Below are 25,625 nucleotides of genomic sequence, written 5' to 3'. Positions count from 1 at the left end.
ATTCTTTTGCTGAATTATCAGGAGTCACATGTACCCCACTGATCCAGATCAGGAATCGATCTCCCTTGCCGGGCGCCAGCATTGGGACTCGGACGCACAGCGCTACCAAGAGGCTCACGCAAACTATCTCGCCGACTTTCATTGGTGCCCAGAACGAGTACGCGAGGCTGACGTTCATTTGCTTGGCGACGTCCGGGGCGCCCGCGTCCTGGAAGTTGGCTGCGGCACCGCGCCGTGTTCGCAGTGGGTAGCAAACCAGGGAGCACAACTCGCCGTGGGCGTGGACATTTCCCGTGAAATGCTGCGTGGCGCGGAGTCCGGACCGGTACTCGCCCAAGCCGACTGCCTGCATTTGCCGTTTGCAGATTCCAGCTTCGACATCGCCTTCTCAGTTTTTGGCGGGCTCCCCTTCGTACGCGATGTAGACGCTGCTCTGCAAGAGATTCACCGGGTCATCGGCCCGGACGCACCATTCGTCTTCTCTGTTAATCACCCGATGCGCTGGGTTTTCCCAGATGATCCCGGACCACACGGACTTGTTGCTTCACTGTCCTACTTCGACCGGGAGTACATCGAGCGAGATGCCGACGGCGCCATCACCTACGCCGAGTTTCATCGAACATTCGCCGACTGGATAGCGGTGCTGACCAGAACGGGTTTCCGGGTAGAGAAGGTGATCGAGCCGGAGTGGCCGGATGGCCTAGAAGAAAACTTCGGGCAATGGTCTCCCCTGCGAGGGCGTATCTTCCCGGGAAGCATCATTTGGTCGACCCGAACGTTTTAGGCGCTCAGAGCCCTAAATCCTGAGACCCTCGTTTGGCCTAGGTCTGCCCGGTCGGCGGCTGCTCCTCCCGCTGCGAAAGCTCCGGCGTGGTTGCTTCGCCTACTCGTATAACTGGCCACAGACATTCCCTGTGCGCGTGCCCACTCGTTGAGCAGAACGGTAGCTTTTTCGAAATCGTTGATAAGCACGAGTGAGTATGAGGTTGACTCGGTGGCGACCTGGCTCTCAGCGGCAGCGAGTCTATGGAAGATGCCCACGGAAAACCCGTGCATGAATGACCGCCGGGCACGCACCGTACGTCCAACCGTCTGAGCTTGGGCCACCATCGTGGCATTGAGCACGGAAAAGAGCAGCTCCACGCGCTCTACGTGTCTGCGCAGGCCAAACAGGTTTGCCTGGTGAACAACGGTACTGCGGTACTTCTTCGACGCCACGACCCGGCAGTGCAGGGCCTGAGCCAGGTGATGCAGCAGGCCGAACTGCATGTCTGTGTAGGAACCGGAGAGGTCCATGGTCCGGTGAACCACGTCGGGTTCAGAAGAACCCAGCTCCACCTGGTGTTGCTCCAGCCCGTAGCGGGCCATGAGGTCAAAAGCCTTGGAGTAGAAAGCGTCAGCCTCCGGTGTGCCCTCCTGGTCACGCGCGAGCGCGAGGAGCTTGCGGACTTTTTCTTCGATGGCAAGTGCGGGCATGTCAGTCTTCTTTCGCAGCAATGTAAACGGGTGATTGCTTAAAAGAGACTGCGTGAGCCAACGCACCAATCCAAGTCAGGACTGCAGGCATGTGTGGATAACCTCGCGAGCGAGTGGTTATCCACAGCGTCGAGAAGCGCCCCTTGCGTTAGTGAGCTGCATCCTCCCAGTTCTTGCCAGAACCAGCCGAGACTTCCAAGGGCACGCGCAGGCTAATGGCGGCGTCCATTTCGCGCTCGACAATCTCGCGAACTTTCTCCAGCTCGCCGGGAGCTACTTCGACGACGAGTTCGTCGTGGACCTGGAGAAGCACACGGGACTTCACCTTCGCTGCGGTGAGCTGCTTATCCACGCGCAACATCGCCACCTTGATGATGTCTGCGGCGGTGCCCTGGATCGGTGCGTTGAGGGCGGCGCGCTCGGCGTTGTCGCGGGCTACTCGGTTGTCGCTGGTCAGCTCGGGCAGGTAACGCCGCCGTCCGAAGACTGTTGCGGTGTATCCGGACTTACGGGCCTCGTCGACTACGGAGGCGAGGTAATCACGCACTCCGCCGAAGCGGTCGAAGTAGCTGTTCATGATCTGCTTAGCCTCACCCGCCGGAATCCCTAGCTGTTGAGATAGACCAAAGGCGCTCAGCCCATAGGCGAGTCCATAACTCATGGCCTTGACCCGACGACGCAATTCCGGGGTGACTTGGTCAATCGGGACGTCGAACACGCGCGAACCGACGAAGTTATGCAGGTCCTCCCCTTCTTGATACGCCAGGATCAGACCGGGATCCTGCGACAGATGCGCCATGACGCGCATCTCGATCTGCGAATAATCCGCGGTCAGCAGACACTCGAAATCTTTGCCGGGAATGAATGCAGAGCGGATCTTGCGACCAGCATCAGTTCGCACAGGGATGTTCTGCAGGTTGGGCTCGGTCGAGGACAAGCGACCGGTCGAGGCCACGGTTTGATTGAAGGTGGTGTGAATGCGCGAATCGTCGCGCACTGTTTTGATGAGTCCTTCGAGGGTGGACTTCATCTTCTGAAACTCGCGATGCGCAAGCAGCGCGTCTAAGAACGGGTGCGGGTTCTTCACCGCCAGGGCTTCAACTTCCTTGGCGGCAGTGGAATACCCGGTTTTGGTCTTCTTGGTCTTGGGCAGATCGAGCTTGTCAAACAGCACTTCCTGGAGCTGCTTCGGGCTCGACAGGTTGAGCTCTGGCATGTCCACCAGACCGCGCGCCTGAGCTTCTACCTCAGAAACCTGCTCGGTGAAGCTCTCTAGCTGTTCATTAAGAACCTCGACGTCCACCGCAATTCCCACGGCCTCCATGCGGGCCAGCACCGTTACCAGCGGAATCTCCAGCTCGCGGTACAACTCGTAACCGTCGATGTCGCCCAAGCTACGAGTCAGTTCCTCGGCCAGCTCCAGAATGGCGGCGGCGGAGTCGGTCAGGGTCGTGTCGTCGTCGAGAAGCGACAGTTGGTCACTGGCTTCCGGAAGCTGGCGTTGCAGGTGGCGCTGGTAGACGTCCTTGAGTTCGTAGGTGCGCTGCCCGGGACGCAGCAGATACGCCGCCAGTGCGGTGTCGTGCTCGATGCCGCTCAGCTCGATGCCGCGCCCCGCCAGCATGTGATAGACAGCCTTAGCCGAGTGCAGATACTTCGGGTCAGCCGACTCCAGCCACTCGCGCAGGGCTGCGTCTTCTGCCGGGGAGAGGTCCGCAAAATGAAAGGCGAGTGCGTGGCGCTGCTTATCGACGATTCCCGCGCTCGTCGCATCGCCGCCAGCCGGAGTGGCGCTTCCCTGCACAAACAGTGCCAAACCCTGGCCCGCACGCTTCTTAAGCCAGGCATCCAGTGGTTCGTCATCGACCACGACGTCAGAGAGCTCGACGCTAACCTCCGGGGCCTGACTATCGGTTGCCACCACACCGAGAATGCGCTCGCGCAGGTTGGTGCCGAACTCCAGCGCATCAAACTTTTCGGCCACCTCAGCGACATTCGCTGTCCGGGGTGCGAGGTCGTCTGGGCCGACCTCCAACGACATGTCCGTGACCATCTGGGTGAGCTTGCGGTTCATGCGCACCTGCTCAATGCGCTCGCGCAAGGCGTTTCCCGCCTTGCCCTTGATTTCATCGGCGTGAGTCAGCAACGACTCCAGATCCCCATACTGCTGGATCCACTTGGTGGCAGTCTTCTCGCCTACGCCTGGAATGTTCGGGAGGTTATCTGACGGGTCGCCGCGTAGTGCAGCAAAGTCCGGGTACTGCGCGGGCGTGAGGTGATACTTCTCCTCTACCGCTGCCGGGGTGAACCGGTGCAGCGTGGAGACACCGCGCATGGGGTACAGAACCGTCGTGGATTCGGTGACAAGCTGCAAGTAATCGCGGTCACCGGTGACAATCAGGGTGTCATAATCCAGCTGCTCGGCGGCGGTGGTGAGCGTGGCCAGAATGTCGTCTGCCTCGAAGTTCTCCACGCTCAGGGTGGTGATTCCCAGTGTGTTCAGCAGATCATCAATGATGCCCACCTGGCCCGCGAACTCCTCAGGAGCAGCCTCTCGCTGCGCCTTGTACTCCGGGAACATCTCGGTGCGGAAGGTCTTGCGCCCCACATCAAACGCCACTGCGATGTGGTCTGGCTTCTCTTCCGCCAGGATCGTACTCAGCATGGACAAGAACCCATACACAGCATTGGTGTGTTGCCCACCGGTGGTGGAGAAGTTCTCGGCGGGCAGTGCATAAAAGGCCCGGAAGGCCATCGAGTGGCCGTCGATAAGCAACAAACGCTTGCGTGCGGTGGCGGAGTCCTTAGCTGAAGTGTTCACGCGCTCCGAGTGTACTTCTCGCGTGAGCGCGCGGACGATGACCCCGATTCTTAATACAGAGCAGTTGTGAGTTATGCTCATTGGCGTTGTTCGCCCCAGTAGCCCAATTGGCAGAGGCAACGGATTCAAAACCCGTCCAGTGTGAGTTCGAGTCTCACCTGGGGCACCAACTACGATCCCCGAGTTCGCCACATCCCGGCAGCTCGGGGATTCTTTTTACCCAAGCCACCTGAGGTGCCCGCACCTAGTATGTGGCTATGAAGACTTACTTGCAGACCCTTATAACCGGCCCCTCCGAGCTTTTGCATGCGTTTCTATCTCGCCGCGAAGAGCTCATGCGCGGGCAACCTTCTCAGTTGTGGGAGATGCGCCGCCACGCGCATAGAGCCTATTTGGTGAATGTTTCCCGCGATATTGGGGTGCAAGAGGCGTGGTTTACAGATGAAGAAGGAAACCGCCAGGCGCTTGGTCGCATCCGCCCGGGCGAGCGGGCTGAGATGAGGAGTCTGCGCGACTCCACTAACACCGTGACCAGTGGAAAACTCGAGTGGCGGGTGCGCTCCATGCTGCTTCCCGGGCGAAGCATCTGGCGCTCAGTGAATATTCACAACTGCCCTATTCACTGATTCGATTACTCCTGCCGCCACCTGTGGCGTAGTGTAGGCGGCAATGAAAATTATACGTTCGGTCGCAATTTTTACCGCGACTTCCCTCACCCTGGTCGGATGCGTGACCAACATGGAAAAAGGCGTGCCCGACGCCTGGCAACCCGTGAGCGCGCGCGAAGAGGCAGCCGTGTCCGCGCTCGTTCCACCCGAGGTCGCTGCCGACGGCAAACTCACTGTGGGTACTAATCCCCCGTTCGCCCCACTGGAGTTCAAGAACTCTTCTGGTGAGCTCATCGGAGTGGAAATGGACCTTGCGCAGGCCATTGCACAGACCATGGGGTTGGAATTTGCACCCGTGGAGCAGGACTTTAGCCTTATCCTTCCCTCCATCCAGGCGGGGTCAGTCGAGATGGGCGCCTCTGGCTTTACGGATAACCCAGAGCGTCGAGAAGCCTTCGACTTCATTGACTTTCTTTATGCAGGCATCCAGTGGACGCAACAGCCCGGAGACTCGGTCGATCCCGACAACGCCTGCGGGCTCACGGTGGCAGTCCAGCGCACGACGGTATCCGAGACCGATGACGTACGCCCCAAGTCCGAGCAGTGCGAGCGCGAGGGCAAGGAGCCGATCACGGTGCTCTCCTATGACACCTCTGACAACGCGGCGCTCGCTCTGATGGTCGGCCGGGCAGATGCCTACAGCGCGGACTCTCCGGTCGCTGCATATGCCGTTGAAAAGTCCAGGGGGCAGATCGAACCAGTGGGTCAACCCTTTGACTCCGCTCCGTTCGGTTTTGCAGTCCCCAAGGACTCTGCCCTGGGACCGGCCGTGGCCGCTGCCCTCAATCATTTGATCGAGACCGGCGAATACCAGGAGATTCTTGATCGATGGGGCATCCGAGAGGGCCTCGTTGACCAAGCGCTCATGAACGAACTTCCAGTAGAGGAACACACCGCATGACTACCGCCGCCATGACACCCAAAGCGCCCAAAGCCATTCGCGCAATTCCCCAACGCCACCCAGGGCGCTGGATTTTCGCTGCAGTCCTCGTCGTTTTCGGGCTCTTGTTCTTCTATGACGCCTTGCGCAACGACGCGTACGGCTGGCCCATTTACCGCCAGTACCTGTTTGATGCTCGAGTAGCCACAGCCGCACTGCATACCTTGGCCATCACTATTCTGGCCATGATTATTGGCGTTGTTCTAGGAACTATCCTCGCCGTTCTACGCATGTCCCCCAATCCCGTGCTGCGCAGCATCTCCTGGCCGTTTCTTTGGGTCTTCCGAGGAACCCCCGTGTACGTGCAGCTCGTGTTCTGGGGTTTGCTCGGCGCCATCTACCAGTCGATCAACCTGGGTTTTGCGGAAGTTTTACTCGAGGCCGTTCTCACCAGCGCCTTCTGGCTCGCGGTGCTGGGACTGGGGCTGAATGAGGCGGCCTACATGGCAGAGATCGTCCGCTCTGGCATTTCATCGGTCCCGGAGGGGCAGGTCGAGGCATCCAAGGCACTCGGCATGGGCTGGTGGATGACCATGCGCCGCACGGTGCTTCCTCAGGCCATGCGCATCATCATCCCGCCCACCGGCAATCAGCTCATCTCTATGTTGAAGACGACTTCCCTGGTGGTGGCCATCCCTTACACGCACGAGCTCTATGGGCGTTCCATGGACATCGCGGCTTCCTTGTTCCAGCCGGTGCCGCTGCTGTTGGTCGCAGCAACGTGGTATCTGGCCATTACCTCCGTGCTCATGGTTGGCCAGCACTACCTGGAGAAGTACTTCGAGCGCGGTGCTACCCGCACCCTGACTTCCCGCCAACTGGCCGCCTTGGCTGACGCGGAAGCAGCCTCCCCGCACGCCTCCAACACAGGACAGGAACACGACAATGCCTAACACCCTCATGGTTGAAGCCCACCAGGTGTGGAAGTCCTTCGGTCGCCTCGAAGTCCTCAAGGGCATCGACCTGGCTGTCCCCGCAGGCAGTGTGACCTGCATTATCGGCCCCTCCGGTTCCGGCAAGTCCACCCTTCTGCGCTGCGTCAACCACCTGGAGAAGATCACGGCGGGTCGCTTGTACGTCGACGGTGAACTCATCGGTTACCGGGAGAAAGACGGAAAGCTCTACGAAATCTCCGAGAAGGAGGCCGCACGCCAACGCACGGACATCGGCATGGTGTTCCAGTCCTTCAACCTCTTTCCCCACCGGACTGTGCTGGAAAACATCATGGAAGCACCCATCCAGGTCAAGGGCGTCAGCGCCGAGGCGGCGCGCACCCGTGCGATGGATCTGCTCGAGCAAGTAGGTCTTGCGCACAAAGCCGAAGCCTTCCCTGCGCAGCTATCAGGTGGCCAGCAACAGCGCGTGGCCATCGCCCGGGCGGTAGCCATGGAGCCGAAGCTCATGCTTTTCGACGAGCCAACCTCAGCCCTGGACCCCGAGCTCGTGGGTGAGGTCTTGAACGTGATGAAGTCTCTCGCAGCCGAGGGAATGACCATGCTGGTGGTCACCCACGAGATCGGTTTTGCCCGGGAGGTCGCTGACGAGGTCGTATTCATGGACCGCGGCACGATCATCGAATCCGGCTCCCCCGCGCAGATACTGGATAACCCGCAGCACGAGCGCACCCAGGCCTTCTTGTCGACCCTTCTCACATAAGGCCAATTGCTCCACGCACGATCGCAGTGAGCCCTCCCAAGGCGGCAAGCCCCAAGGCCACCGCGCGTCCAAGGTCACGGCTCACTCGCGGCGCCACTTTCAGGCCAGCCACGAGTCCCAGCGCCAGCGAGGCCACGCCCACGCCCCACACCATCGTGGGAATTGCGGTAACACTTCCGGCGCCGATGGCGCTTTTGATGCTTAACGACGCCGCCCCGGCCACGAAAAACAGCGGCTGCAGCGTGGCAGCATATGCCCGCTGATTCCACCGCGCGGCCTGGGCGTATACCGTAATCGCCGGTCCTGCCACGCCGGCCACGGTGTTCATGAATCCTCCGATTACGCCCGCGATTCCTGCAGGTATCCACCCAGTGATGTGGGGAATGTAGCGCTTGCCCAGGGTGACTACCCCCAGGGCAGCTAATAGGAATGCTCCCACGACGATGAGCAGCGGGGCGCTGGGCAGCATGCGCACAACGAATGACCCTGGAACGACTCCGAGCACCAGAGCAGGAGCAATCACACCAAAGGCTTTCCAGTCGACATCGCGGTGTTGGGTAGCGGTGGACGCCATGGCGTTGATGAGGGCCAAGGCGTTGACAAGCAAGATGCCCTCGACGGGCCCGAAGATCACCATCAGGATGGGAGCGGAGATAAGCCCCAGCCCCATTCCGGAGACGCGCTGCAACAGGGCCCCGGCGAAGACAGCCGCGGCCACAACTGCCACGATGACGCCACCGCTCACTGCAGCTTGGCCTCCATCGCCGCTTTAACTGCAGGGGGCACGAGTCCCGCGACGTCGCCGCCGTATTTAGCGACCTCCTTGAGCAGCGAGGAGGAGACGTAGCCGAACTTCTCGTCCGTCATGAGGAAGAGGGTATCTACTCCCGAGAGGCGGCGATTCATCTGCGCCATGGGTAGTTCGTAGTCATAGTCCAAGGAGGACCGCAAGCCCTTGACTATCGCGCTGACCTGGTGGGCGGTGGTGTAGTCCACCAAAAGCCCGGACCAATGGTCTACCTCGATGTTGGCGATGTCGGAGGTGACCTCGCGGATAAGCTCCATACGCTCTTCCACGGTGAATAACCCGGTCTTCTTCGCGGGATTGCCCGTCACCAGCACGATCACGCGATCGAATTGGCGCGCCGCGCGGGTAAACACGTCCAAGTGGCCGTTAGTGACCGGGTCGAAAGATCCTGGGCAGACAGCAATAGTCAACGTTTACTCTCCCGGGTAGAAGTAGGCCATGTCCATGCGGGCGATACCAAAGGTTCGTTTCTTAAGCTTTTGGGTAGTTGGCTCAAAGCCTTCTGGCCATACAAAGGGGGCGGAGTCTGCTCGGCGCTCAACAACTACTCCGGCACCCGACGCTAGGTAGGGGCGAATCCGTTCGAGCAGCATCTCTACTTCCTGGTTATCCACTGCATAGGGTGGGTCCGCCAGTACCAAGTCAAAGGTCTGATCGCTGAGGCGCTCCACAAAGTCAAGGGCTGATGCTTGATGGACGTGCACCGGGACGTCGGGAACGACCTGTGTATTGCGGGTAATGATGTCGCATGCATCGCGATTAGCCTCCACGAGGTCAACCCGGCGCGCTCCCCTGCTGGCGGCCTCCAGCCCAAGTGCTCCTGAGCCCGCGTAAAGGTCGAGGACGCGGGCGTCGATAAGCGGAAAGCGCGCTGCGATGGAGCTAAAGAGACCCTCGCGTGCACGGTCTGCTGTGGGGCGTGTGCCTGCGGGCGGGATAGCTAGTTCCCGTCCGCGGGCGCTACCCGAGATGATGCGGGTCATGGGCGCACCTCCACGATTACGTCGCCGCCGAGGACGTCGGAAAAGTCTTGTGCATGCACGCGATCCACCGTACCGGGCCCCGGCGCGGGCACGGGGGCTTCAAGTTTGACCGTTTCGATGGTCGCGAGGTTGTCCCCGGTATCCACTCGCTGCCCCTCGTGCACGTGGTAGCGAATGATGCCGGCGAACGGCGCACAAATTTCCATGGAGTCTACTTTAACGGGCATGCCTGCTAGGCCTTGTCCAGGTATTCGCGGGCGCTTTCCTTGACATCTGCGGCCAGCTCGCGTGCGCGGTCAATATCGCGTTCGGTCAATTCGGCCGCATCATGTTGCGCACGAGCGATCACCTCATAGTCTTCAATCAAGTCCAGCAGCTTCAGGGAGCGGCGTGTGCCGGATTGGCTCGTGCCCAAAACGTCACCCTCGTGACGGTGGCGAAGGTCTACGTGTGCGAGCTCAAAGCCGTCGTTGGTGGCGGCCACGGCAGCCACGCGTTCGAAGGCGGGGCTTCCGTTTTCCGCAGCGGTGTGGAACAGGCACAGGGAGTGATTGCCTCCTCGGCCAACGCGGCCGCGGAGCTGGTGGAGCTGGCTCATCCCGAAGTTCTCTGACTCGCGCACGAGCATGACGGTGGCGTTGGCGACGTCCACCCCCACCTCAATCACGGTGGTGGCTACCAGGATGTCGATCTTGCCGGCGGCAAACGCGCCCATCACGCTGTCTTTGTCCTCGCTGTGTAACCGTCCGTGCAAAAGCCCGACGGTGAATGCTCCGAAACGCGCGGAGAGCTCCTCGTGCATCTCTTGCGCTCCGCCCTCACCCTCGATGCGGGGGCAGACTACATAGGCCTGGTAGCCCGCGCTGACTTCCTCGGCGATGCGCTCCCATGCTCGATTCACCCAGGACCGATTGAACTCGGGTACCACCGCGGACTGAATGGGTTTTCTTCCACCAGGTAACTCGCGCAACGTGGAGACTGCCAGATCCCCAAATACGGTCATGGCGATCGTGCGCGGAATGGGCGTGGCCGTCATGACGAGCACGTGCGGGGTAATGCCCTCGCGTCCCTTGGAGCGCAGGATGTCGCGTTGCTCAACTCCGAAGCGGTGCTGCTCGTCGACGACCACCAACCCCAGGTCGAAGAACTCCACGGTGTCTTGAATCAGGGAGTGCGTACCGACGACGATGTCCACCTCGCCCGAGACCACCTTCAGCAGCGCCTCCCGCTTTTGGGCGGTAGGCATCGAACCCGTGAGCGCTACTACGGTCGCTGCCACCCCAGCTTGAGCCAGGGTGTTGGTCAGCGATCTCGCGTGTTGTACCGCGAGGACCTCCGTGGGGGCGAGCAGCGCGGATTGGCGCCCGTTGTCGGCGGCTTGCAGCATGGCCAGCAGGGCAATGATTGTCTTGCCAGAGCCAACTTCTCCCTGCAGGAGTCTGCTCATGGGGTGAGGCAAGGCAAGATCCTTGGTGATCTCCTCCAGGACCTCCTGTTGTCCCTTGGTCAGGCTAAAGGGCAGAGCCCCGCGAAGGCTGGCCTGATAACCATCCGGAACCGGCGGGAGGACGTGCGATGATTTTTCGCTTAGCTCCTGCCGCCTAACTGCCATGGTCAGCCCCAGGGACAGCGCCTCGTTGTACTTAAGGCGTTCAATCGCCGGCTCGGGCCCGCGGGCGTCGGGGGCGTGAATCAGGCGGTAGGCCTCATCGAAGCTGAGGAGGTTCTGGGGCACCTCAGGCAGGGGCTCCGGAATCGGCCCGAGAGTTTCCAGGATGCGCCATACCGCCCCCATGATGCGCCACGTGTTCATGGACGAGGTGGCCGGGTAGATGGGAATCCACTGGCGGTGAGAAAGGTCGTCGAGAAGCGAGCCATACTGAGACAACGCTTTCAGCGAACCGGTTCCGCTTCCGGCAGAATCCACCACGTAGAAGTCGGGATGCTGTAATTGCGCCTCGCCGCGGAAGCGGGTGACCTTGCCGCTGAACATCGCAGTCGTTCCCTCGCGAAGTGCCCGGCGCGCGTATTGGGCGTTGAAGAAGGTGACGGTGATGATTTCGCTGGCGCAGTGGACGTGCATGCGCAGAATTAGCGTGCGGGGTTTCTGGATCGTCTGTACGCGGGCGACCGTACCCACCACGGTGGCAATGTCTCCCTCAGCGACCTCGCTGAGGAAAGCGGCATCGCCATGCTGCCGATAGGTGCGCGGGTAATGCTCAAGCAGCTCGTAGCAGTGGGTGTAGCCAAAGGCCTTCGTCAGCGCCTTGGCTTCCTTGGCAGGGAGAACCTCCGCGAGCTCCCTTTCGTCGCGCCATCCCAACATGGCGGCTTACTCGATGCCTATCTCGGCGACAATGCCCAGGGTATCGATCCCCTGGCCGTCAAAAAACATGACCTCAACCCCCAGCTGTTTCTCCAGCACCGCCCGGTCAAGTTCCGTCGTGGCCAAGATGGTGACCTGCTCGCCTGCGACTTCGAGCATGCTCTGACATGCCGCCGTGACCGCGCTTGCCAGATCATCCCCAACGGCAATGATCTCGTTCTTGCTGCTGACCACGATGTCTCCCGCAGCGCACGGGCCCGCCGGAGTTAACGACGCCTTGTGCGCAACACGGGCAACAGCCACGCGCATCGCGTGGGCGGCCTCGCTCATCGTGTAGGCGGCCGTGGCCAAAGGCTCCCCGGGATCGTGCATGCCCAACGAGGCGATTCCTGCCACCAGGCGGGTGGTCGGTAGCAGCGCGATCGGATGCGTGACCGACTGGGTCTGCCTATCGATGTCCGTCAGCTCCTCGCGAGTCAACAGACCATTGGGCAAAATGATGAATTCTTTGGCCGGCGCCTCCTCGATCACTGCGACCACCTGGGCCGCCAGGTCAGACTCGTCACGCATTTCGACGACCGTCGCCCCGGCCTGGCGATAGAGCTGCGCCACCGCCCCCGGCGGGGTCACGGCAATAAGCATTCGCTCAGATGCCGCAGAGGTGGGCTCCGCCGCGGGGGCATCGGACAAGGACTCGATGCGCAGGTCGGAGACCTGACCGAGCGCAAAAGCCTGCTCGATAACCTCCCCAGCCTGATGAGTGTGGATATGCACAGTCGCTCCGTGGTCATCTCGAGCGAGCATGAGGCTGTCCCCGCGCTCCGCCAACCACTCCTCGAAAGAGCCCAGGGTCTCCTCTTCGGCGAGAAGATAGAACATCACTTCCAGGTAGAACGCCGCGCCGGCATGAGACATAGCTCCTGACCCCGAATCTGTTGAACCAGCTGCACCGCTAGATGCTGGAATCTCCGCTTGCAGGGACTCCAACAACACTACGAGCCCAGCGCCCCCAGCATCGACCACTCCGGCTGCGCGCAGTTCGGGCAATTGCGAGGGAGTTAGCTCAAGTGCGGTGCGTGCAGCCTCCACGGTGGCGTCGGTGACCGTCGCTAAATCCGACGAACGTTGGGCAGCCTGCGCGGATGCGTTGGCAGCCGCGCGCAGAACCGTCACTACGGTGCCTTCTACTGGATCGGCAATTGCGGCGTCGACAAGCTCGACCGCGTTCTTCAAGCTATGCGCCAGCGTTTGCCCATCCAACGGGTGAGTGCCCACTGCGTGAGCGATTCCACGCAGCACTTGGGACAGCACCACCCCGGAGTTGCCCCGCGCCCCACGCACCGCCCCGGAGGCGAGGGCGTGCGCGACGGTGGAGGCGATACGTTCCTCCTTGCTTGCGGATGCAGCGCGAAAGGCCGATTCCATGGTGTGAGCCATGTTGGATCCGGTATCTGAATCCGGCACCGGGAAAACATTGAGTGCGTTGATCTCAGCGCGCCGGGCATTAAGCTCGTCGGCCGCTCGCTGCGCCCACCGGAAAAGCAGGTCGCCATCATCGGAGACAGATCCACTCATGGGCTTACACCTTACGCACCCCAGTCAACTGGCGAAGCTGACTGTTGACGCAGGGCCTCGTTTGCACGCGAAAAGGGACGCGACCCGAAGAATCCGCGGGAGGCAGACAACGGAGAGGGATGCGCCGAGGTGATGCAGGGAGTATCCCCTAGGAATGCCTGCGCGGTCTGGGCGTCTCGACCCCACAGAATGGCCACCAGCGGGGCGTTGCGCTGCGCCAGGGCCCTGATTGCGCATTCGGTCACTTCCTCCCAGCCCTTCCGGCGGTGGGATCCGGCAGCTTGGGGACGCACGCTGAGGACGCGGTTGAGCAAGAGTACGCCCTGCCCAGACCACGAGCTGATGTCACCGTCGGAACGCGGCGCGATTCCCAGGTCAGACTCGAGCTCGCGGTAGATATTCACCAGCGACCGGGGTGCGGGCACACCCGGCTCCGTCGAGAAGCTCAATCCCATGGCGTGTCCTGGAGTGGGGTATGGATCCTGCCCCACGATCAATACCTTGACCTCATCGAAGGGATCCTGGAAGGCCCTTAAAATCTTGCTGCCCGGGGGCAGGAAGGCCGGTTCGGACCGCAGAAAATCTCCCATTCGATGAATCTGCTCCTCCACTGGAGCAAGTGGTTCGACCCAACTGGGGTGCACAGGAATAGACATGGCTAAAAGCTCACCCAGCCCTTCTGATACTCCGGCGCTTGGCCGTCGACGGTGACGCCCTCTCCTCGGATGACTTCTCCGATCGTGCGAAATTTCGATGGTGCCTCGCTAGCAGTGGTGGCAATCAGGGTGTGGTCCTCTCCCCCGGTCAATACCCACTCCCACGGGTCAACACCGCACAGCTCACCGGCGCGTTGCAGCAGATCGTCAGGCTGGAGCGCATCTGCGTCCAGGTTGATTCCCACATGCGATCTCCGAGCGAGCAGGTCAAGGTCCGGAACGAGGCCATCCGAGTTATCCGTTGCCGCCGTGGCACCGGTAGCGCGTGCTACCACGCCCCGCCCAGGGGTAAGTGCCGGCTGGCAATGCGCTCGTACCAGTTCGTCGAGCTCCTGTGGAACGCGTTTTCTCCCGAACTTCTCCAGCAGCGCAAACCCGGCAGCCGAGTAGCCGATCGCACCATGCGCCACGACCCGCTGCCCCACCCGTGCACGATCCAAACGCAGGGCGTCCCTGTTTCCTCCCAGAGACCCCACCGCAGTAATCGACACGACGAGCTGATCCGAAGCAGTTACGTCCCCGCCGAGCAATTCGGTGGTGTACTCCCGGCATCGCTTATCGACGCCCTGCGCTAACTCCCGCACCGTATCTAGCGGAGTATCGGGGGGAAGGGCGAGGGCCAGCACCGCTCCCACCGGGCGCGCCCCCATGGCCTCGATATCGGCGAAGTTCACGGTGATTGCTTTGTAGCCGACCTCAAAGGGCGTGGAGTAGTCAAAGCTGAAGTGTCGATTGCTCACCAGCATGTCTGTGGCAACCACTGAGCGGGAATTGGGAGACGCGTGGGTTAACACCGCGGCGTCGTCACCGTTGAGCACACTAGGTGCGGCCTCGATAATGGCCTGGATGACGGCGTGTTCTCCTACGTCGCCGACAGTTAAGGCGGATTGCGGGTCAGCCATGGCTGCGGATCAACCTTTCGCTAGACTTGGCACCCATCATGAGCACGAGTGATCCCTTCCAATCTAGCCGGATAGCTGTCTACGTTTGTCTCGGGTTGGCGCTAGCGCTGGTGGCCGCGGCCCTCGGGGGCGCTAAGTGGATCACTGAGCGTGCAGCGCGTACCCCCGTGGCCATGAGCGAGCTACCCGCGCCTCTTGCAGATTCTCAGCAGTGCGACGAGGTGTTGGCGGCGCTGCCTAACGAGGTTGCTGGGCATGAGTCCGTGGCGATTGCGGATCCGCGACCAGCCGGAACCGCTGCGTGGTCCGCCCCGAGCACCGACCGCATTACCTTGCGCTGTGGAGTGGATTTGCCCCTGCAGTTCACCTCGTTGGCGCAGACCCAGGAGATTAGCGATACCGAGTGGCTCGCTGTAGCTGATGAGACTCCGGGATCGAATTTGGTGACCTGGTATTCCGTCGATCGCTCGCCCGTTGTCGCACTGACCACGGACAATCCCGACCTCACTGAGTCGTCCAAGCCGGTAGAGGCCATCGCCCCGGCGCTGTCTGACACAGACAAAACGGATCCGCAGCCCCACCCGGCCCCGCTTAGCCAACTCGAACCGGCCGCCGGTGATACCGCCCAGGTGTGCGAGTCCCTGACCAAGGCATTACCGGAAAACCTGGCAACCTCGTGGAGCCTTAAGTCGCGCACCTCGGACAGCGTGTCCTGGACTCGACCTGGCCATGAACCGATCGTGCTGCGCTGCGGGGTTGCGCCTCCGCCGGGTTATCAGGCCGGCGCTCGCCTGACTCAGATCAACGACGTCCCCTGGTTTGAAGACACTCAGTTGGCCAACGGAGTCACCGCCGGCACCTGGTATGCCCTGGGCCGTGCCACGGACATTGCAGTAAGTGCCCCGCAGTCAGCGACCAGCGAGGCACTTCCAGAGCTCAGCGAGGTAATTAGTCGCTCGACGCCAGAGCAGTAGCGATGAGCTGGTCCAACAGCTGCTCGTAAGACACCCCACTTGCCTTGAACACCTGCGGGTACATGGAGATCGGGGTGAAGCCCGGCATGGTGTTGACCTCGTTGAGCACCGGGCCCTGCTCCGTGACAAAGAAGTCGACGCGCGCCAGGCCCTTGCAGTTCAGAGCATGGAAGGTGCGCACTGCCATGTCTTGCAGCTGCGTGGTCATCTCGGCCGGAATGTCTGCCGGGATGGTTGCAGTGACCGTGTCGTCCACGTACTTGGTCTCAAACCCGTAGAAGCCCTCGTCAGAATCCTCGGTGCCGTTCAACTGCGCCGGTACCGAGGCGATCACCTGGCCGTCCGGCCCCTCGAGCACGCCCACCTCGACCTCGATGCCGTGAATCATGGCTTCGATGATCACCTTGGAGTCATGCTTGCGAGCCAGCGCAATGGCGTCGTCCGCTTCCTCCCACTGCGAGACCTTGGAGATGCCGATCGACGATCCGCCTCGGGCGGGCTTAACAAATACGGGCAGGCCGAGCCGTTGCTGATCCTGCTCGCTCAGGCTTTCGCCTTCTCCGAGGACAACTTCCTCGGTGATCGGCAGACCCTCAGCCTGCATCAGCTTCTTGGTGTACTCCTTGTCCATACTGGCAGCGGAGGCGAGGACACCCGGGCCTACGTAGGGCACGCCCGCCATCTCAAACAGGCCTTGGATCGTTCCGTCCTCGCCGAAGCGGCCATGCAGCACTGGGACGATGACATCGACTTCGGCATGCACAGTGGATTGGGTGACGTTAATGATCTGCCCACTGTGGTTGGGGTTGAGGCTTAATGCGAGCTCGTCGCGCAGCGCAACGTGCGGCATGTCGGCGCCGTGCGCTTCCAGCTTGCTGTAATCAGGCTCTCCTACCGTCCATACGCCGTCTGGGGTGATGCCCACCGGGACAACCTCGTAGCGCGCTGCATCCAGGTGCGACATGATCGCTCCAGCTGAGATGCAGGAGATGGAGTGCTCACTGCTGCGTCCGCCGTAGACGACGGCCACGCGGGTGATGCCTTGGGGGTTACGGGAAGCGGTATTGAGCGCGGTATCAGTCACCGCTGAAACTTTACCGCCCTTTATTCCGACTTTTTAGAGCGACCCATGAGCATCGCCACAGTTTCATCCACCGCCACGGATTCGTGGCATACGGCCAGCACTGCGCGCGTAATAGGCATCTCGACCCCTTGCTGCTGAGCCAACTGGTAGATCGAACGTGAAGAGATCACACCCTCGGCCACCTGCCCGTTGGTAGCCTTCTTGGCCTCGTCGAGCGTGCCGCCACGCCCCAGCCGCTCACCGAAAGTACGGTTTCGCGATAGCGGGGACATGCAGGTGGCCACCAGATCGCCTAAACCTGCCAGGCCGGCAAACGTGCGCGGGTCAGCCCCGAGGGACTCCCCCAGACGGGAAATCTCGGCCAAGCCGCGGGTGATCAGCGTGGCCAGGGTGTTATCGCCCAGGCCGCGACCGGCAGCGATGCCACATGCCAGGGCGATGACGTTCTTACATGCACCACCGATCTCCGCCCCCACGACGTCAGTGTTGGTGTACGGGCGTAGGTAGTCGGTCGACACCGCTGCCTGAACCATCTGGGCGCGGGCCTCGTCGATACCCGCGATCACCGTGGCTGCGGGATGCTCCTGCGCAATCTCCTTGGCCAAGTTGGGGCCCGAGAGCACAACGATGCGCTCTGCGGGGATGTCGGCGGACTCCGCGATCACCTGACTCATCCGCAGGTGGGTGTCAGCCTCAATGCCCTTAGAGATGGAAACGACGGTGGCATCCGGTGAAATGCTTGTGCCCCAGCTCGCCAGATTCTTGCGCAGCGTCTGGCTAGGAACAGCGCAGACTACGATTTCTGCCCCACTCAGCGCTTCGGCGGCGTCCGTGGTGGCCACCAGGGACTGCGGCAGGGCGATACCCGGGAGGTAGTCAGCGTTTTCGTGCCGCTGCTGAATCGCTTCCGCGAGCTCAGAGCGGCGGGCCCACAAAGTGACAGGGTTTCCCGCATCCGCGAACACCTTGGCCAGGGTTGTCCCCCACGAACCTGCTCCCATCACGGCGACGTTGACCACTATGCGTAACTCCTTGCCCAGATCGAGAAGGCCCCGGAGGGCATGAACAGAATCCATAGTCTAGGTGATCGGCGGTATCGTTAGCCATGAAATCTCAAACCCTGATGACCGACGCATGCTGGCAAAGGAAGTGGAATGGCTGTGAAGTCCTCGTCTGCAAAGAAGTCCCGACCTCACGAGGTAGACAAGGATTCCGGTCCCCAGCTGGCCATTACTGGGCGCTACCAGGAGATTCTGCGCGATCCGGTGGAGGGGCTGGGCAAGACGACGCTCGCTGCCGGGGCCGTGCTCTGGCGAGGCAACCCACAAAAGCCAGAATCGATCGAGTATGCCGTCATCCATCGTCCGCATTACGACGATTGGTCGCTGGCCAAAGGCAAGGTTGATCCGGGCGAATCTCTTCCCGTCACCGCAGTGCGCGAGATCGCGGAGGAAACCGGGTACACAGTGGAGCTCGGCAAACTGCTCGGCCGGGTGATGTACCCCGTGGCTGGGCGAACCAAAGTGGTCTTTTATTGGACGGCGCAGGTGGTGGGAGGCAAGTTCAAGGCCAACAACGAGGTTGACGAGCTCACGTGGATGAGCGTGGACGAGGCGGCACAACGCTTGAGCTACGTCGTGGATCGAGACGTCCTGCTCAAGGCCCATAAGCGCCTAGGACTTCCGGCCCAGGCCCGTATCCTCCTGGTCCGCCACGGGCGAGCCCACCAGCGAGGCAATTGGGCAGGCGATGACAATCTTCGTCCGCTGGATAAGAAGGGGCGCCGCCAGGCGGAGATGCTGGTCCCGCTGCTTTCCGCGTGGGGCCCGGAGCGCATCTACACGGCGGAGCCTGATCGCTGCCAAGACACGGTAGCGCCGCTTGCCGACGAGCTCGGGATCTCTGTGAAGGTCAAGCCCGAGTTTGGCGATGTTGCGTGGGAATCCCGCCCCCAAGATGTGCAGGACGCGATCACCAAGGTGATCAAGAAGGGCGGGGTGTCCGTCATCGCCAGCCAGGGCGGAGCAATCGAGGGCCTGCTGGAGTGGCTTTCGGCCTCGGGACGGCTGCGGCTGGAACAGATTAATGCCAAGAAGGGCAGCGTCTGGGTGCTTTCCTTCAACGGCGGTGAGTTGACCGGGGCGGACTACCTGGCCTCCCCGCTGCCGGTGAAATAACCAGTGGCTAGCTCACGCTCGGCTTGAACGCCGGGCGCTCGGCCTCGAAGGCGGTGATGTCTTCGTCTTTGCGCAGGGTCAGCCCGACGTCGTCAAGCCCCTCCATCAAACGCCAGCGGGTGTAGTCGTCGATGTCGAAGGACACCGTGACTTCACCGGCGTGAACCAGGCGGTCCTCTAGCGATACCGTGACCTCCAGCCCGGGGCTTGCCTCGAGGGTCTTGAGCAGCAGCTCTGCGTCAGACTCGCTGATCTGACCGGCGACGAGACCAGCCTTGCCCGCATTGCCACGGAAGATGTCGGCGAAGCGCGGGGACAGCACGACGCGGAAGCCGTAGTCCATCAGCGCCCACACCGCGTGCTCGCGCGAGGAGCCAGTTCCGAAGTCAGGACCCGTCACCAGTACGGATCCCTGAGCATAGGGCTCTTGGTTGAGGATGAAATCCTCGTTGCGGCGCCAGTTGGCAAAAAGCCCATCCTCGAAGCCAGTTCGGGTGACCCTCTTGAGGTACACGGCGGGAATGATTTGGTCGGTGTCCACGTTGCTGGCGCGCAGCGGAACGCCCACGCCGGTATGCGTCGTGATCTTTTCCATGAATTCTCCTTGGGTAAAGGCGTGGGAGTACTTACAGGTCGGCCGGGCTGGCAAGGTGACCAGCCACCGCGGTCGCTGCGGCGACGACCGGGCTGACCAGGTGAGTGCGACCCCCTGGGCCCTGGCGTCCTTCAAAGTTTCGGTTGCTGGTTGAGGCGCTGCGCTCTCCGGGCTGCAGCTGATCTGGGTTCATGCCCAGGCACATGGAGCAACCAGCCGTGCGCCACTCGGCGCCGAAGTCGCGGAAGATCTGATCCAGGCCCTCCTCCTCTGCCTGATTCTTCACGAGCGTTGACGAGGGAACCACCAACATGCGCGTGTCAGCAGCGATGGTCTTGCCCTTAACGATCTCCGCAGCGGCGCGCAGGTCCTCGATGCGCGCGTTGGTACACGAGCCCAGGAACACCGTATCGATGGCGATGTCCTTGATCGGGGTGCCAGGTGCCAGGTCCATGTAGGCCAGAGCCTTTTCGGCCGCTGCCTTGAGGCCCTCGTCTCCGAAGGACTCCGGATCCGGCACGGTCTCGCCCAGTCCCACGCCCTGGCCGGGGTTGGTTCCCCAGGTGACAAATGGGGTCAATTCATTTGCGTCGAGGTGCACCACGGTATCGAACTGCGCGTCTTCATCGGTGGGCAAGGTCTTCCAGTACTCGACGGCTGCGTCCCAGTCGTCTCCCTTTGGCGCGTACTCGCGGCCCTTGACGTACTCGAACGTCTTCTCGTCCGGTGCAATCATTCCGGCTCGAGCGCCCGCCTCGATGGACATGTTGCACATGGTCATGCGTGCTTCCATGGACAGCTTCTCGATCGCTTCTCCGCGATATTCGATCACGTGCCCCTGACCGCCACCGGTGCCGATCTTGGCGATGATCGCCAAGATCACGTCCTTGGCAGTAACGTCCGGAGCCAGCTCACCCGAAACTTCTACCGCCATTGTTTTAAAGGGCTTCAAGCTCAAGGTCTGGGTGGCCATCACGTGCTCGACCTCGCTGGTACCAATACCAAAGGCCATTGCGCCGAATGCACCGTGGGTGGAGGTGTGCGAGTCTCCGCACACAATGGTCATGCCCGGCTGCGTAATCCCCAGCTGCGGACCCACGGTGTGCACGATTCCCTGCTGCACGTCGCCCATGGGGTGCAGCGTGACGCCGAATTCCGCGCAATTCTTGCGCAGCGTTTCCACCTGGGTGCGCGACGTGGCATCCAGGATTTCCTGGATTCCGCCGGTAACGATTCCTTCTGTGGGAACGTTGTGGTCCTCGGTGGCTAAGTGCAGGTCAGGCCGGCGCATCTTACGGCCATTAAGCCGCAGCCCGTCGAAGGCTTGTGGGCTTGTTACCTCGTGGAGCAGCTGGAAGTCGATGTAGATGAGGTCGGGCTCGCCTTTCTCACCTGCAGTAATCACGTGGTCGCGCCAGACCTTCTCGGCCAGCGTGAGTGGGCGATTGTTCTCACTCATGTGCCTCACCTGCTTTACTAGTTTGTTGTCTCCCGCTTGAGCATCGGATGCACGGCCGGTTTGAAACCACGACTATGCATCCCATGTTGCGAGACGGTACCATCCATTACATGGGACACTATACCGCAGAGTCCGGCATCAAGGTTCTCGATCGGGCAATCGCCATCGCCGCGGCCACTGCTGGCGGGCCCCGCTCCCTCGCGCAGCTGTGCGAGGACACCGGTCTTCCTCGCGCCACGGTCCACCGTCTGGCATCGGCGCTGGAAGTCCATCAGGTCCTGGAACGCACTCCCGCTGGTTTGTGGCAGTTGGGGTCAATGCTCACCAACCTGGGGCATTCGCTTATCGACGTCGCCACGCCCATCATGAACTCCCTGGTCGAAGTCACCGGAGAGTCCGTCCAACTCTACCGCCACACCGGCGACACACGCACATGTGTAGCGGCCGTCGAGCCCACAAGTGGCCTGCGCAACACAGTTCCAGTTGGGTCGCAGCTAACTATGACCTCGGGCTCCGCCGCCAAAGTCTTTACGGCTTTCTCTGACGAAGCCACCCGGGCTGACCTTCTATCCCGGGCCACCTTTGATGCTGCTGAACTTGAGGTGGTGACTCGCACGCACGTTGCCGAGTCAGTCTCAGAGCGCGAGGTGGGACTAGCTAGCCTGTCCTCCCCGGTGATCGATTCGACCGGCACGCTAGTCGCGGTACTTTCTATCTCCGGCCCCGCTGAGCGCCTGCGACCCAGCCCCCGCCACGTCTGGGGCGCGGAGTTGGCAGGAGCGGCGCGCAGACTTTCCGGTGCTCTTTAGTGGGTAGCCGGGGTGTCGATCTGATCGAGCTCCCAGCCTTGCTCACCTCGCACCACATTCTTGGCCAAAGGAATCTGGTGCGAAGCCGACTCCAGGATGTGCATGAAGTAACCGGCGGTGTTGGGAAAAGCCACGATGTCCCCCACGCTCACTCCCTGAGCAAATCGAATCCGACGGCGCAGGATCACTTCATCCTCGATGCAATAGGCACCCACTAGAAATGCCTCCAGCTCCTCACCAGGCGCAGGGCGGCTGCGAATGAGCAGCGGGTCGATGAGGCAATCGTCGCTGGTGGTGCGCAACTGGGTGCGATTCATGTCCAGGCCGACGAGCGGAAGCCCGTCGCTACGCTCCTTGATAAATGCCACCCGAGCCAAGGTCATACCGCAGCCGTCGAGCACGCTCCGACCGGGCTCAAGGTGTAGTCGAAGGCCCTCCGCTTTGAGTTCTTGGCCTGCCTGCGAGCTCAAGAGCTCGCGCAGCCAGGGACCTCGCACCGGCGATTGGTGGAACGGGTAGGTGTTGTTGAGCGGATCGCTCTTCCACGTAAAGGGAGGTGTGCGCCCCTCGACCATGGCCTCGCGGGTGCGCTGATAGTTCTCCCATTCCGTGGTGTGATCCAAATAGGACATGGGAACTCCCCCGCCCAAGTCAACGAACTCCACCTCGTGGCCTTGCTCCCGGCACGCGCGCGCAAGCTCGAGGGCCTCTGACAAGGCGATTGCACGATCGGCGGCGCTATAGCCATGCAAGTGAACGTGGACTCCCCGCACGTGAATGTTTTCAGCAGCGTGCGCTAACCCCTTGCGCCACAAATCCAAGCGCTGCCCAAATCGCGTCGGTGGCAAGGTAGCGGGATCGGGCGCTAGCCGGGGCGCGATCGATACCGCAGTACCCTGCGCAACCTCGACGATGCGTGCTAACTCGTCGTCATTATCCACGGAAATGACCGCGCCATGCTCGATGGCCAGGCGAACCATCTCTTCCGGCTTGACCGCGGCCGAGACGATGATGTGCTCGCCGGGAATGCCAGCGTCAATAACCTGCTTGAGCTCGCGATAGCTGGCTACGTCAACCCCATGGCCATTCTCGAAGGCCGTACGAGCAAAGGCGAGCGCCTTGTTGGCTTTGCGGGCGTAGAACACGCGCACATCCACCCCGGCCTCGCGCCCGGCGTCAACAAGCTCTTCGATATTGCGCTGCATCGCGCCAGCATCGAGCAAGTTCACCGGGCTGGAGTGGGTTGAGATCAACTCTTGTGCCTGCTCTGTGTCTGCGAGCACCTGCTCCATCCACGGCTCCCGGCGCCCGGTCAGGGGTGGTACGCCATGCACTCCCCCACGGCCATGCGTGCGGGCTACGCGCCGGGCCCAGCGAGGAATCACGTCGTGCAGGGTGCGGCTCAGGCTGTCGTGCCCCAGGATGTAGGGCTCGCTGGCCCGCCCGATACTGGCCAGTCCGGGGCGAATGAACCCGTCCCGATCGGTGTGCACAGGCCCATCTCCGAGCAAGGAATTGGAGCCAGCTGCAGAACGCACCGAATCCACGGTGACGTCAGCTTCCGGGATTGTCGCGGCCTGGGTTACGTCCAGAATTCCCGCATCGACGAGACCCAGTAGCAACTCAATGGAGCTTGCCGGTGGCCCGAACGTAATCGGCTCCATCACACGCGGCAGCTCACCGAGATCAAGTCCTCCGAAGGAGGATCGCTTGACGACGTCCGCATACAACTCGCGGAAAGCCAACCCCAGAGCCTGCGCCGGCGCGCGGCCGGGCTTGAGCGAGTCGCGCCAGGCAGCGACCGGATCACCCGTCGTACTGGCGTCCTTGAGTAAGACGGGTGCACCGGCAAGCTCTGTGGCACAGGCGCAGATGACTTCCTCGATGTCCTGCGCGCCCGCAGCCCCCGCTATGCGGCGACGATACTGCGCGATGGTAGCGAGCTCGCCCGCGCTGGCAGGCGCCGGTTTCACCTGGATGAGCCGACCGCTGCGGCTATACGGGATGATGCTGCGCGGTTCCCTGCCGCTGGGCGTGTACGTGCTTCCATCCCATTGGCCGCCGCGCCCCACGGTAAGAGCAAAGGCAGTGTCGATGAAGGTCAACGCCGCTCCGCGAACAGCGACGGTGTGCTCGGGCTGAATGCTATCCAGCTCAGAGGAGTACGCCTCGATCATGCCGTCTGGTGTGCGCTGTGGCTCGTGACCTGTAACGAGCAGAACCTCGTCACAGTTCTCGAGCTCGCCGAGGTCTTCGACCTTGTGACGTTCGTGGGTAAACGTGACGTGTTCGGGCAGGAATCGCAGCAGCCAATCCCAGGAATCCTGTAGAAAGCGCCCGACTAACGCGCGCGGAGGAAACTCGTCGGTAACGTCCAACCCATGCTTGCGGCGATAGTCGTCGAAGGTGCCCATGGCTGTCTGGATCGTCTGCGAGCGCACGTTCACCAGGCGATGATCTGGTTGGGACGGATCGTAGGCTGCACCGGTACCTAGATCTTGAGGATCGAAAACCGTGATGTGCATGGGCAGCAAACGCTCGCGTGCCATCACCGCGAGCTCTTCGACGGCCCACAGCCCTCGCGGACCGCCGCCGACAACGGCAATACTCAGTGTCATGCTTGCTCCCCCACGTGCACGTTCTCGTCGACCCAGGATTGGTTGTACATAGTGCCAAGATAGGCGTTGCCGGCGTCGTGAAGCACCACTACGACCTCGCTTCCCTCAGGCAATTCGGGCAGCGCTTGCTGGAGCGCCGCCATCACTGCGCCACCTGAGGCACCCGGCAGAATGGCCTCGGTGCGCGCGAGTGAGTAGGCAGCCTCGATGGCATCGGCAGGCGCGATGCGCGTGACGTTGTCCGGCTGGATTTTTTGAGACAACGCGGTGACCACGCCAGCGCCGTACCCGGGAAGGCAGCGGCTAGATCTTTGCCCTCCGAAAAGCACCGAGCCTTCGGCGTCCACGGCGGTAACGATCGTGGGCTCATCCCGTAGCGTGCGCAGGCATCCGCCGACGGTGCCCGTGGTGGAGACGGCCACGAAGAGGTGATCCGGCGCGTGGCCGAGGGCCTCGAGAATCTCCGCAGCGGTTCCCTCGCTATGCGCTTGAAACGCTGCCTCGTTGGAGTATTGGTCGAAGGAAATCGCACCATCCATCGTGCGCAGCAGCTCACGCACGCGGTTCTGGCGAGCCGCCAGCCAATCACCGGTTTCCGGATCCGGCTCAGTGACCCTGTGGACGGTGGCTCCTAGCGCTTCCATGTATGCGACCGTGGAGCGATTCGCGCGTGGATCAACAACGCAGTGAAACTCGAAGGCATGGGTAACAGCGGCTCGGGCTAGAGCAACACCGAGGTTCCCAGAGCTCGACTCGACGACGGGGGTTCCCTCGTGCAGCTTCCCTTCCTCCCGAGCGCGCTTGACCATGGCCGCTGCAGTGCGGTCCTTGGCGCTGCCCCCGGGATTGAAGCTTTCTAACTTGGCCCAGACCTTTACGTCCGGGCGATTATGCGTGGTAGCCCACTTTTTTAGCTGCACCAACGGGGTGTGCCCAAGAAGGGCATCTACCCCGACGTATAACTTTTCGCTCATATTGCCTCAGGGTAGGCGCACCGGGCAGGTGGTGCGCAGTAAGTGTGTCCTCACTGCGCGGGGC

Annotated in this window: 24 protein-coding genes and 1 tRNA gene; 9 read left to right on the top strand and 16 right to left on the bottom strand. The window is 61.8% G+C overall.

From position 1 onward, the window contains the following. Positions 1 to 28: 28 nt before the first annotated feature. Positions 29 to 784 carry a class I SAM-dependent methyltransferase gene (locus FHE74_RS01995; RefSeq protein WP_139464745.1) on the top strand — a complete coding sequence of 252 codons (756 nt, stop codon included), beginning with the start codon at positions 29 to 31 and terminating at the stop codon, positions 782 to 784. Here the strand turns inward: FHE74_RS01995 and FHE74_RS01990 are convergent. Next, positions 781 to 1,476, bottom strand: coding sequence for a DUF2786 domain-containing protein (locus tag FHE74_RS01990; RefSeq protein WP_139464744.1), 696 nt, complete (start codon positions 1,474 to 1,476; stop codon positions 781 to 783). The two genes, FHE74_RS01995 and FHE74_RS01990, sit on opposite strands and share 4 nt — an antisense overlap. A gap of 148 nt (positions 1,477 to 1,624) precedes the next feature. Next, positions 1,625 to 4,231 carry a DNA polymerase I gene (gene polA / locus FHE74_RS01985; protein ID WP_246049149.1) on the bottom strand — a complete coding sequence of 869 codons (2,607 nt, stop codon included), beginning with the start codon at positions 4,229 to 4,231 and terminating at the stop codon, positions 1,625 to 1,627. A gap of 158 nt (positions 4,232 to 4,389) precedes the next feature. On the opposite strand from polA, the gene FHE74_RS01980 reads away from it, so the two are divergent. From FHE74_RS01980 to ehuA, 5 genes are all read left to right on the top strand, one after another. Next, a tRNA-Leu gene (locus FHE74_RS01980) sits at positions 4,390 to 4,466 on the top strand. Between the two features lie 88 nt (positions 4,467 to 4,554). Next, complete coding sequence (locus tag FHE74_RS01975) at positions 4,555 to 4,923, top strand: hypothetical protein (RefSeq protein ID WP_139464742.1); 369 nt, start codon at positions 4,555 to 4,557, stop codon at positions 4,921 to 4,923. A 43-nt stretch (positions 4,924 to 4,966) separates the two neighbouring features. Further along, positions 4,967 to 5,866 (top strand): ABC transporter substrate-binding protein, encoded by a 900-nt coding sequence (locus tag FHE74_RS01970; protein WP_139464741.1) that lies wholly within the window; start codon positions 4,967 to 4,969, stop codon positions 5,864 to 5,866. Next, positions 5,863 to 6,798: an amino acid ABC transporter permease gene (locus FHE74_RS01965; protein ID WP_139464740.1), complete on the top strand. Its 936-nt coding sequence runs from the start codon at positions 5,863 to 5,865 to the stop codon at positions 6,796 to 6,798. Before FHE74_RS01970 ends, FHE74_RS01965 begins: the two co-directional genes overlap by 4 nt. Further along, on the top strand, positions 6,791 to 7,561 hold the full coding sequence (gene ehuA / locus FHE74_RS01960; RefSeq protein ID WP_139464739.1) for an ectoine/hydroxyectoine ABC transporter ATP-binding protein EhuA: 771 nt from the start codon (positions 6,791 to 6,793) through the stop codon (positions 7,559 to 7,561). Before FHE74_RS01965 ends, ehuA begins: the two co-directional genes overlap by 8 nt. Here ehuA and FHE74_RS01955 read toward each other — a convergent pair. Genes FHE74_RS01955 through FHE74_RS01920 form a run of 8 tightly spaced genes read right to left on the bottom strand, consistent with a single transcriptional unit; the run spans position 7,554 to position 14,871 of the window. Next, complete coding sequence (locus FHE74_RS01955) at positions 7,554 to 8,306, bottom strand: sulfite exporter TauE/SafE family protein (protein ID WP_139464738.1); 753 nt, start codon at positions 8,304 to 8,306, stop codon at positions 7,554 to 7,556. The two genes, ehuA and FHE74_RS01955, sit on opposite strands and share 8 nt — an antisense overlap. Next, positions 8,303 to 8,779, bottom strand: a complete 477-nt coding sequence (gene coaD, locus FHE74_RS01950; RefSeq protein ID WP_139464737.1) for a pantetheine-phosphate adenylyltransferase — start codon at positions 8,777 to 8,779, stop codon at positions 8,303 to 8,305. Before coaD ends, FHE74_RS01955 begins: the two co-directional genes overlap by 4 nt. A gap of 3 nt (positions 8,780 to 8,782) precedes the next feature. Further along, positions 8,783 to 9,352 (bottom strand): RsmD family RNA methyltransferase, encoded by a 570-nt coding sequence (locus tag FHE74_RS01945; protein WP_139464736.1) that lies wholly within the window; start codon positions 9,350 to 9,352, stop codon positions 8,783 to 8,785. Further along, the gene (locus FHE74_RS01940; RefSeq protein ID WP_139464791.1) at positions 9,349 to 9,558 is read right to left on the bottom strand and encodes a biotin/lipoyl-containing protein; all 210 of its coding nucleotides are present in this window, start codon (positions 9,556 to 9,558) and stop codon (positions 9,349 to 9,351) included. The genes FHE74_RS01945 and FHE74_RS01940 overlap by 4 nt, the downstream gene beginning before the upstream one ends. A gap of 26 nt (positions 9,559 to 9,584) precedes the next feature. Continuing rightward, positions 9,585 to 11,678 (bottom strand): ATP-dependent DNA helicase RecG, encoded by a 2,094-nt coding sequence (locus FHE74_RS01935; protein ID WP_139464735.1) that lies wholly within the window; start codon positions 11,676 to 11,678, stop codon positions 9,585 to 9,587. Positions 11,679 to 11,684: 6 nt separating this feature from the next. After that, entirely contained in the window at positions 11,685 to 13,253 is a 1,569-nt protein-coding gene (locus FHE74_RS01930) for a DAK2 domain-containing protein (protein WP_139464734.1), read from the bottom strand. A gap of 11 nt (positions 13,254 to 13,264) precedes the next feature. Then, a complete protein-coding gene (locus FHE74_RS01925; RefSeq protein WP_139464733.1) occupies positions 13,265 to 13,909 on the bottom strand; it encodes a uracil-DNA glycosylase in 645 nt (214 codons plus the stop codon). Positions 13,910 to 13,911: 2 nt separating this feature from the next. After that, a complete protein-coding gene (locus FHE74_RS01920; RefSeq protein WP_139464732.1) occupies positions 13,912 to 14,871 on the bottom strand; it encodes a thiamine-phosphate kinase in 960 nt (319 codons plus the stop codon). Between the two features lie 38 nt (positions 14,872 to 14,909). Between FHE74_RS01920 and FHE74_RS01915 the strand changes: the two genes are divergently transcribed. After that, the gene (locus FHE74_RS01915) at positions 14,910 to 15,845 is read left to right on the top strand and encodes a DUF3515 domain-containing protein (protein ID WP_180339650.1); all 936 of its coding nucleotides are present in this window, start codon (positions 14,910 to 14,912) and stop codon (positions 15,843 to 15,845) included. On the opposite strand, the gene FHE74_RS01910 is transcribed toward FHE74_RS01915, so the two are convergent. Together FHE74_RS01910 and FHE74_RS01905 are read right to left on the bottom strand one after the other, a co-directional pair. Next, a complete protein-coding gene (locus tag FHE74_RS01910; RefSeq protein WP_180339649.1) occupies positions 15,820 to 16,929 on the bottom strand; it encodes a D-alanine--D-alanine ligase family protein in 1,110 nt (369 codons plus the stop codon). The two genes, FHE74_RS01915 and FHE74_RS01910, sit on opposite strands and share 26 nt — an antisense overlap. A 20-nt stretch (positions 16,930 to 16,949) precedes the next feature. Then, the gene (locus FHE74_RS01905) at positions 16,950 to 18,005 is read right to left on the bottom strand and encodes an NAD(P)H-dependent glycerol-3-phosphate dehydrogenase (RefSeq protein ID WP_139464731.1); all 1,056 of its coding nucleotides are present in this window, start codon (positions 18,003 to 18,005) and stop codon (positions 16,950 to 16,952) included. A 78-nt stretch (positions 18,006 to 18,083) separates the two neighbouring features. Between FHE74_RS01905 and FHE74_RS01900 the strand changes: the two genes are divergently transcribed. Continuing rightward, a complete protein-coding gene (locus tag FHE74_RS01900) occupies positions 18,084 to 19,106 on the top strand; it encodes an NUDIX hydrolase (protein ID WP_139464730.1) in 1,023 nt (340 codons plus the stop codon). 7 nt (positions 19,107 to 19,113) lie between these two features. On the opposite strand, the gene leuD is transcribed toward FHE74_RS01900, so the two are convergent. Together leuD and leuC are read right to left on the bottom strand one after the other, a co-directional pair. Next, the gene (leuD, locus tag FHE74_RS01895; protein WP_139464729.1) at positions 19,114 to 19,701 is read right to left on the bottom strand and encodes a 3-isopropylmalate dehydratase small subunit; all 588 of its coding nucleotides are present in this window, start codon (positions 19,699 to 19,701) and stop codon (positions 19,114 to 19,116) included. 31 nt (positions 19,702 to 19,732) lie between these two features. After that, positions 19,733 to 21,160: a 3-isopropylmalate dehydratase large subunit gene (gene leuC / locus FHE74_RS01890; protein ID WP_139464728.1), complete on the bottom strand. Its 1,428-nt coding sequence runs from the start codon at positions 21,158 to 21,160 to the stop codon at positions 19,733 to 19,735. 74 nt (positions 21,161 to 21,234) lie between these two features. On the opposite strand from leuC, the gene FHE74_RS01885 reads away from it, so the two are divergent. Beyond that, positions 21,235 to 21,969 carry an IclR family transcriptional regulator gene (locus tag FHE74_RS01885; RefSeq protein WP_139464727.1) on the top strand — a complete coding sequence of 245 codons (735 nt, stop codon included), beginning with the start codon at positions 21,235 to 21,237 and terminating at the stop codon, positions 21,967 to 21,969. Here FHE74_RS01885 and FHE74_RS01880 read toward each other — a convergent pair. Both FHE74_RS01880 and FHE74_RS01875 read right to left on the bottom strand, forming a co-directional pair. Beyond that, on the bottom strand, positions 21,966 to 24,587 hold the full coding sequence (locus FHE74_RS01880; protein WP_139464726.1) for an FAD/NAD(P)-binding protein: 2,622 nt from the start codon (positions 24,585 to 24,587) through the stop codon (positions 21,966 to 21,968). The genes FHE74_RS01885 and FHE74_RS01880 overlap by 4 nt on opposite strands. Continuing rightward, on the bottom strand, positions 24,584 to 25,561 hold the full coding sequence (locus FHE74_RS01875) for a pyridoxal-phosphate dependent enzyme (RefSeq protein WP_139464725.1): 978 nt from the start codon (positions 25,559 to 25,561) through the stop codon (positions 24,584 to 24,586). Before FHE74_RS01875 ends, FHE74_RS01880 begins: the two co-directional genes overlap by 4 nt. Between the last annotated feature and the right edge of the window lie 64 nt (positions 25,562 to 25,625).

Origin of the sequence: Corynebacterium tapiri, from assembly GCF_006334925.1 — a bacterium.
Taxonomy (GTDB): Bacteria; Actinomycetota; Actinomycetes; order Mycobacteriales; family Mycobacteriaceae; genus Corynebacterium; species Corynebacterium tapiri.
This window is presented reverse-complemented; position numbering and strand designations above follow the sequence as displayed.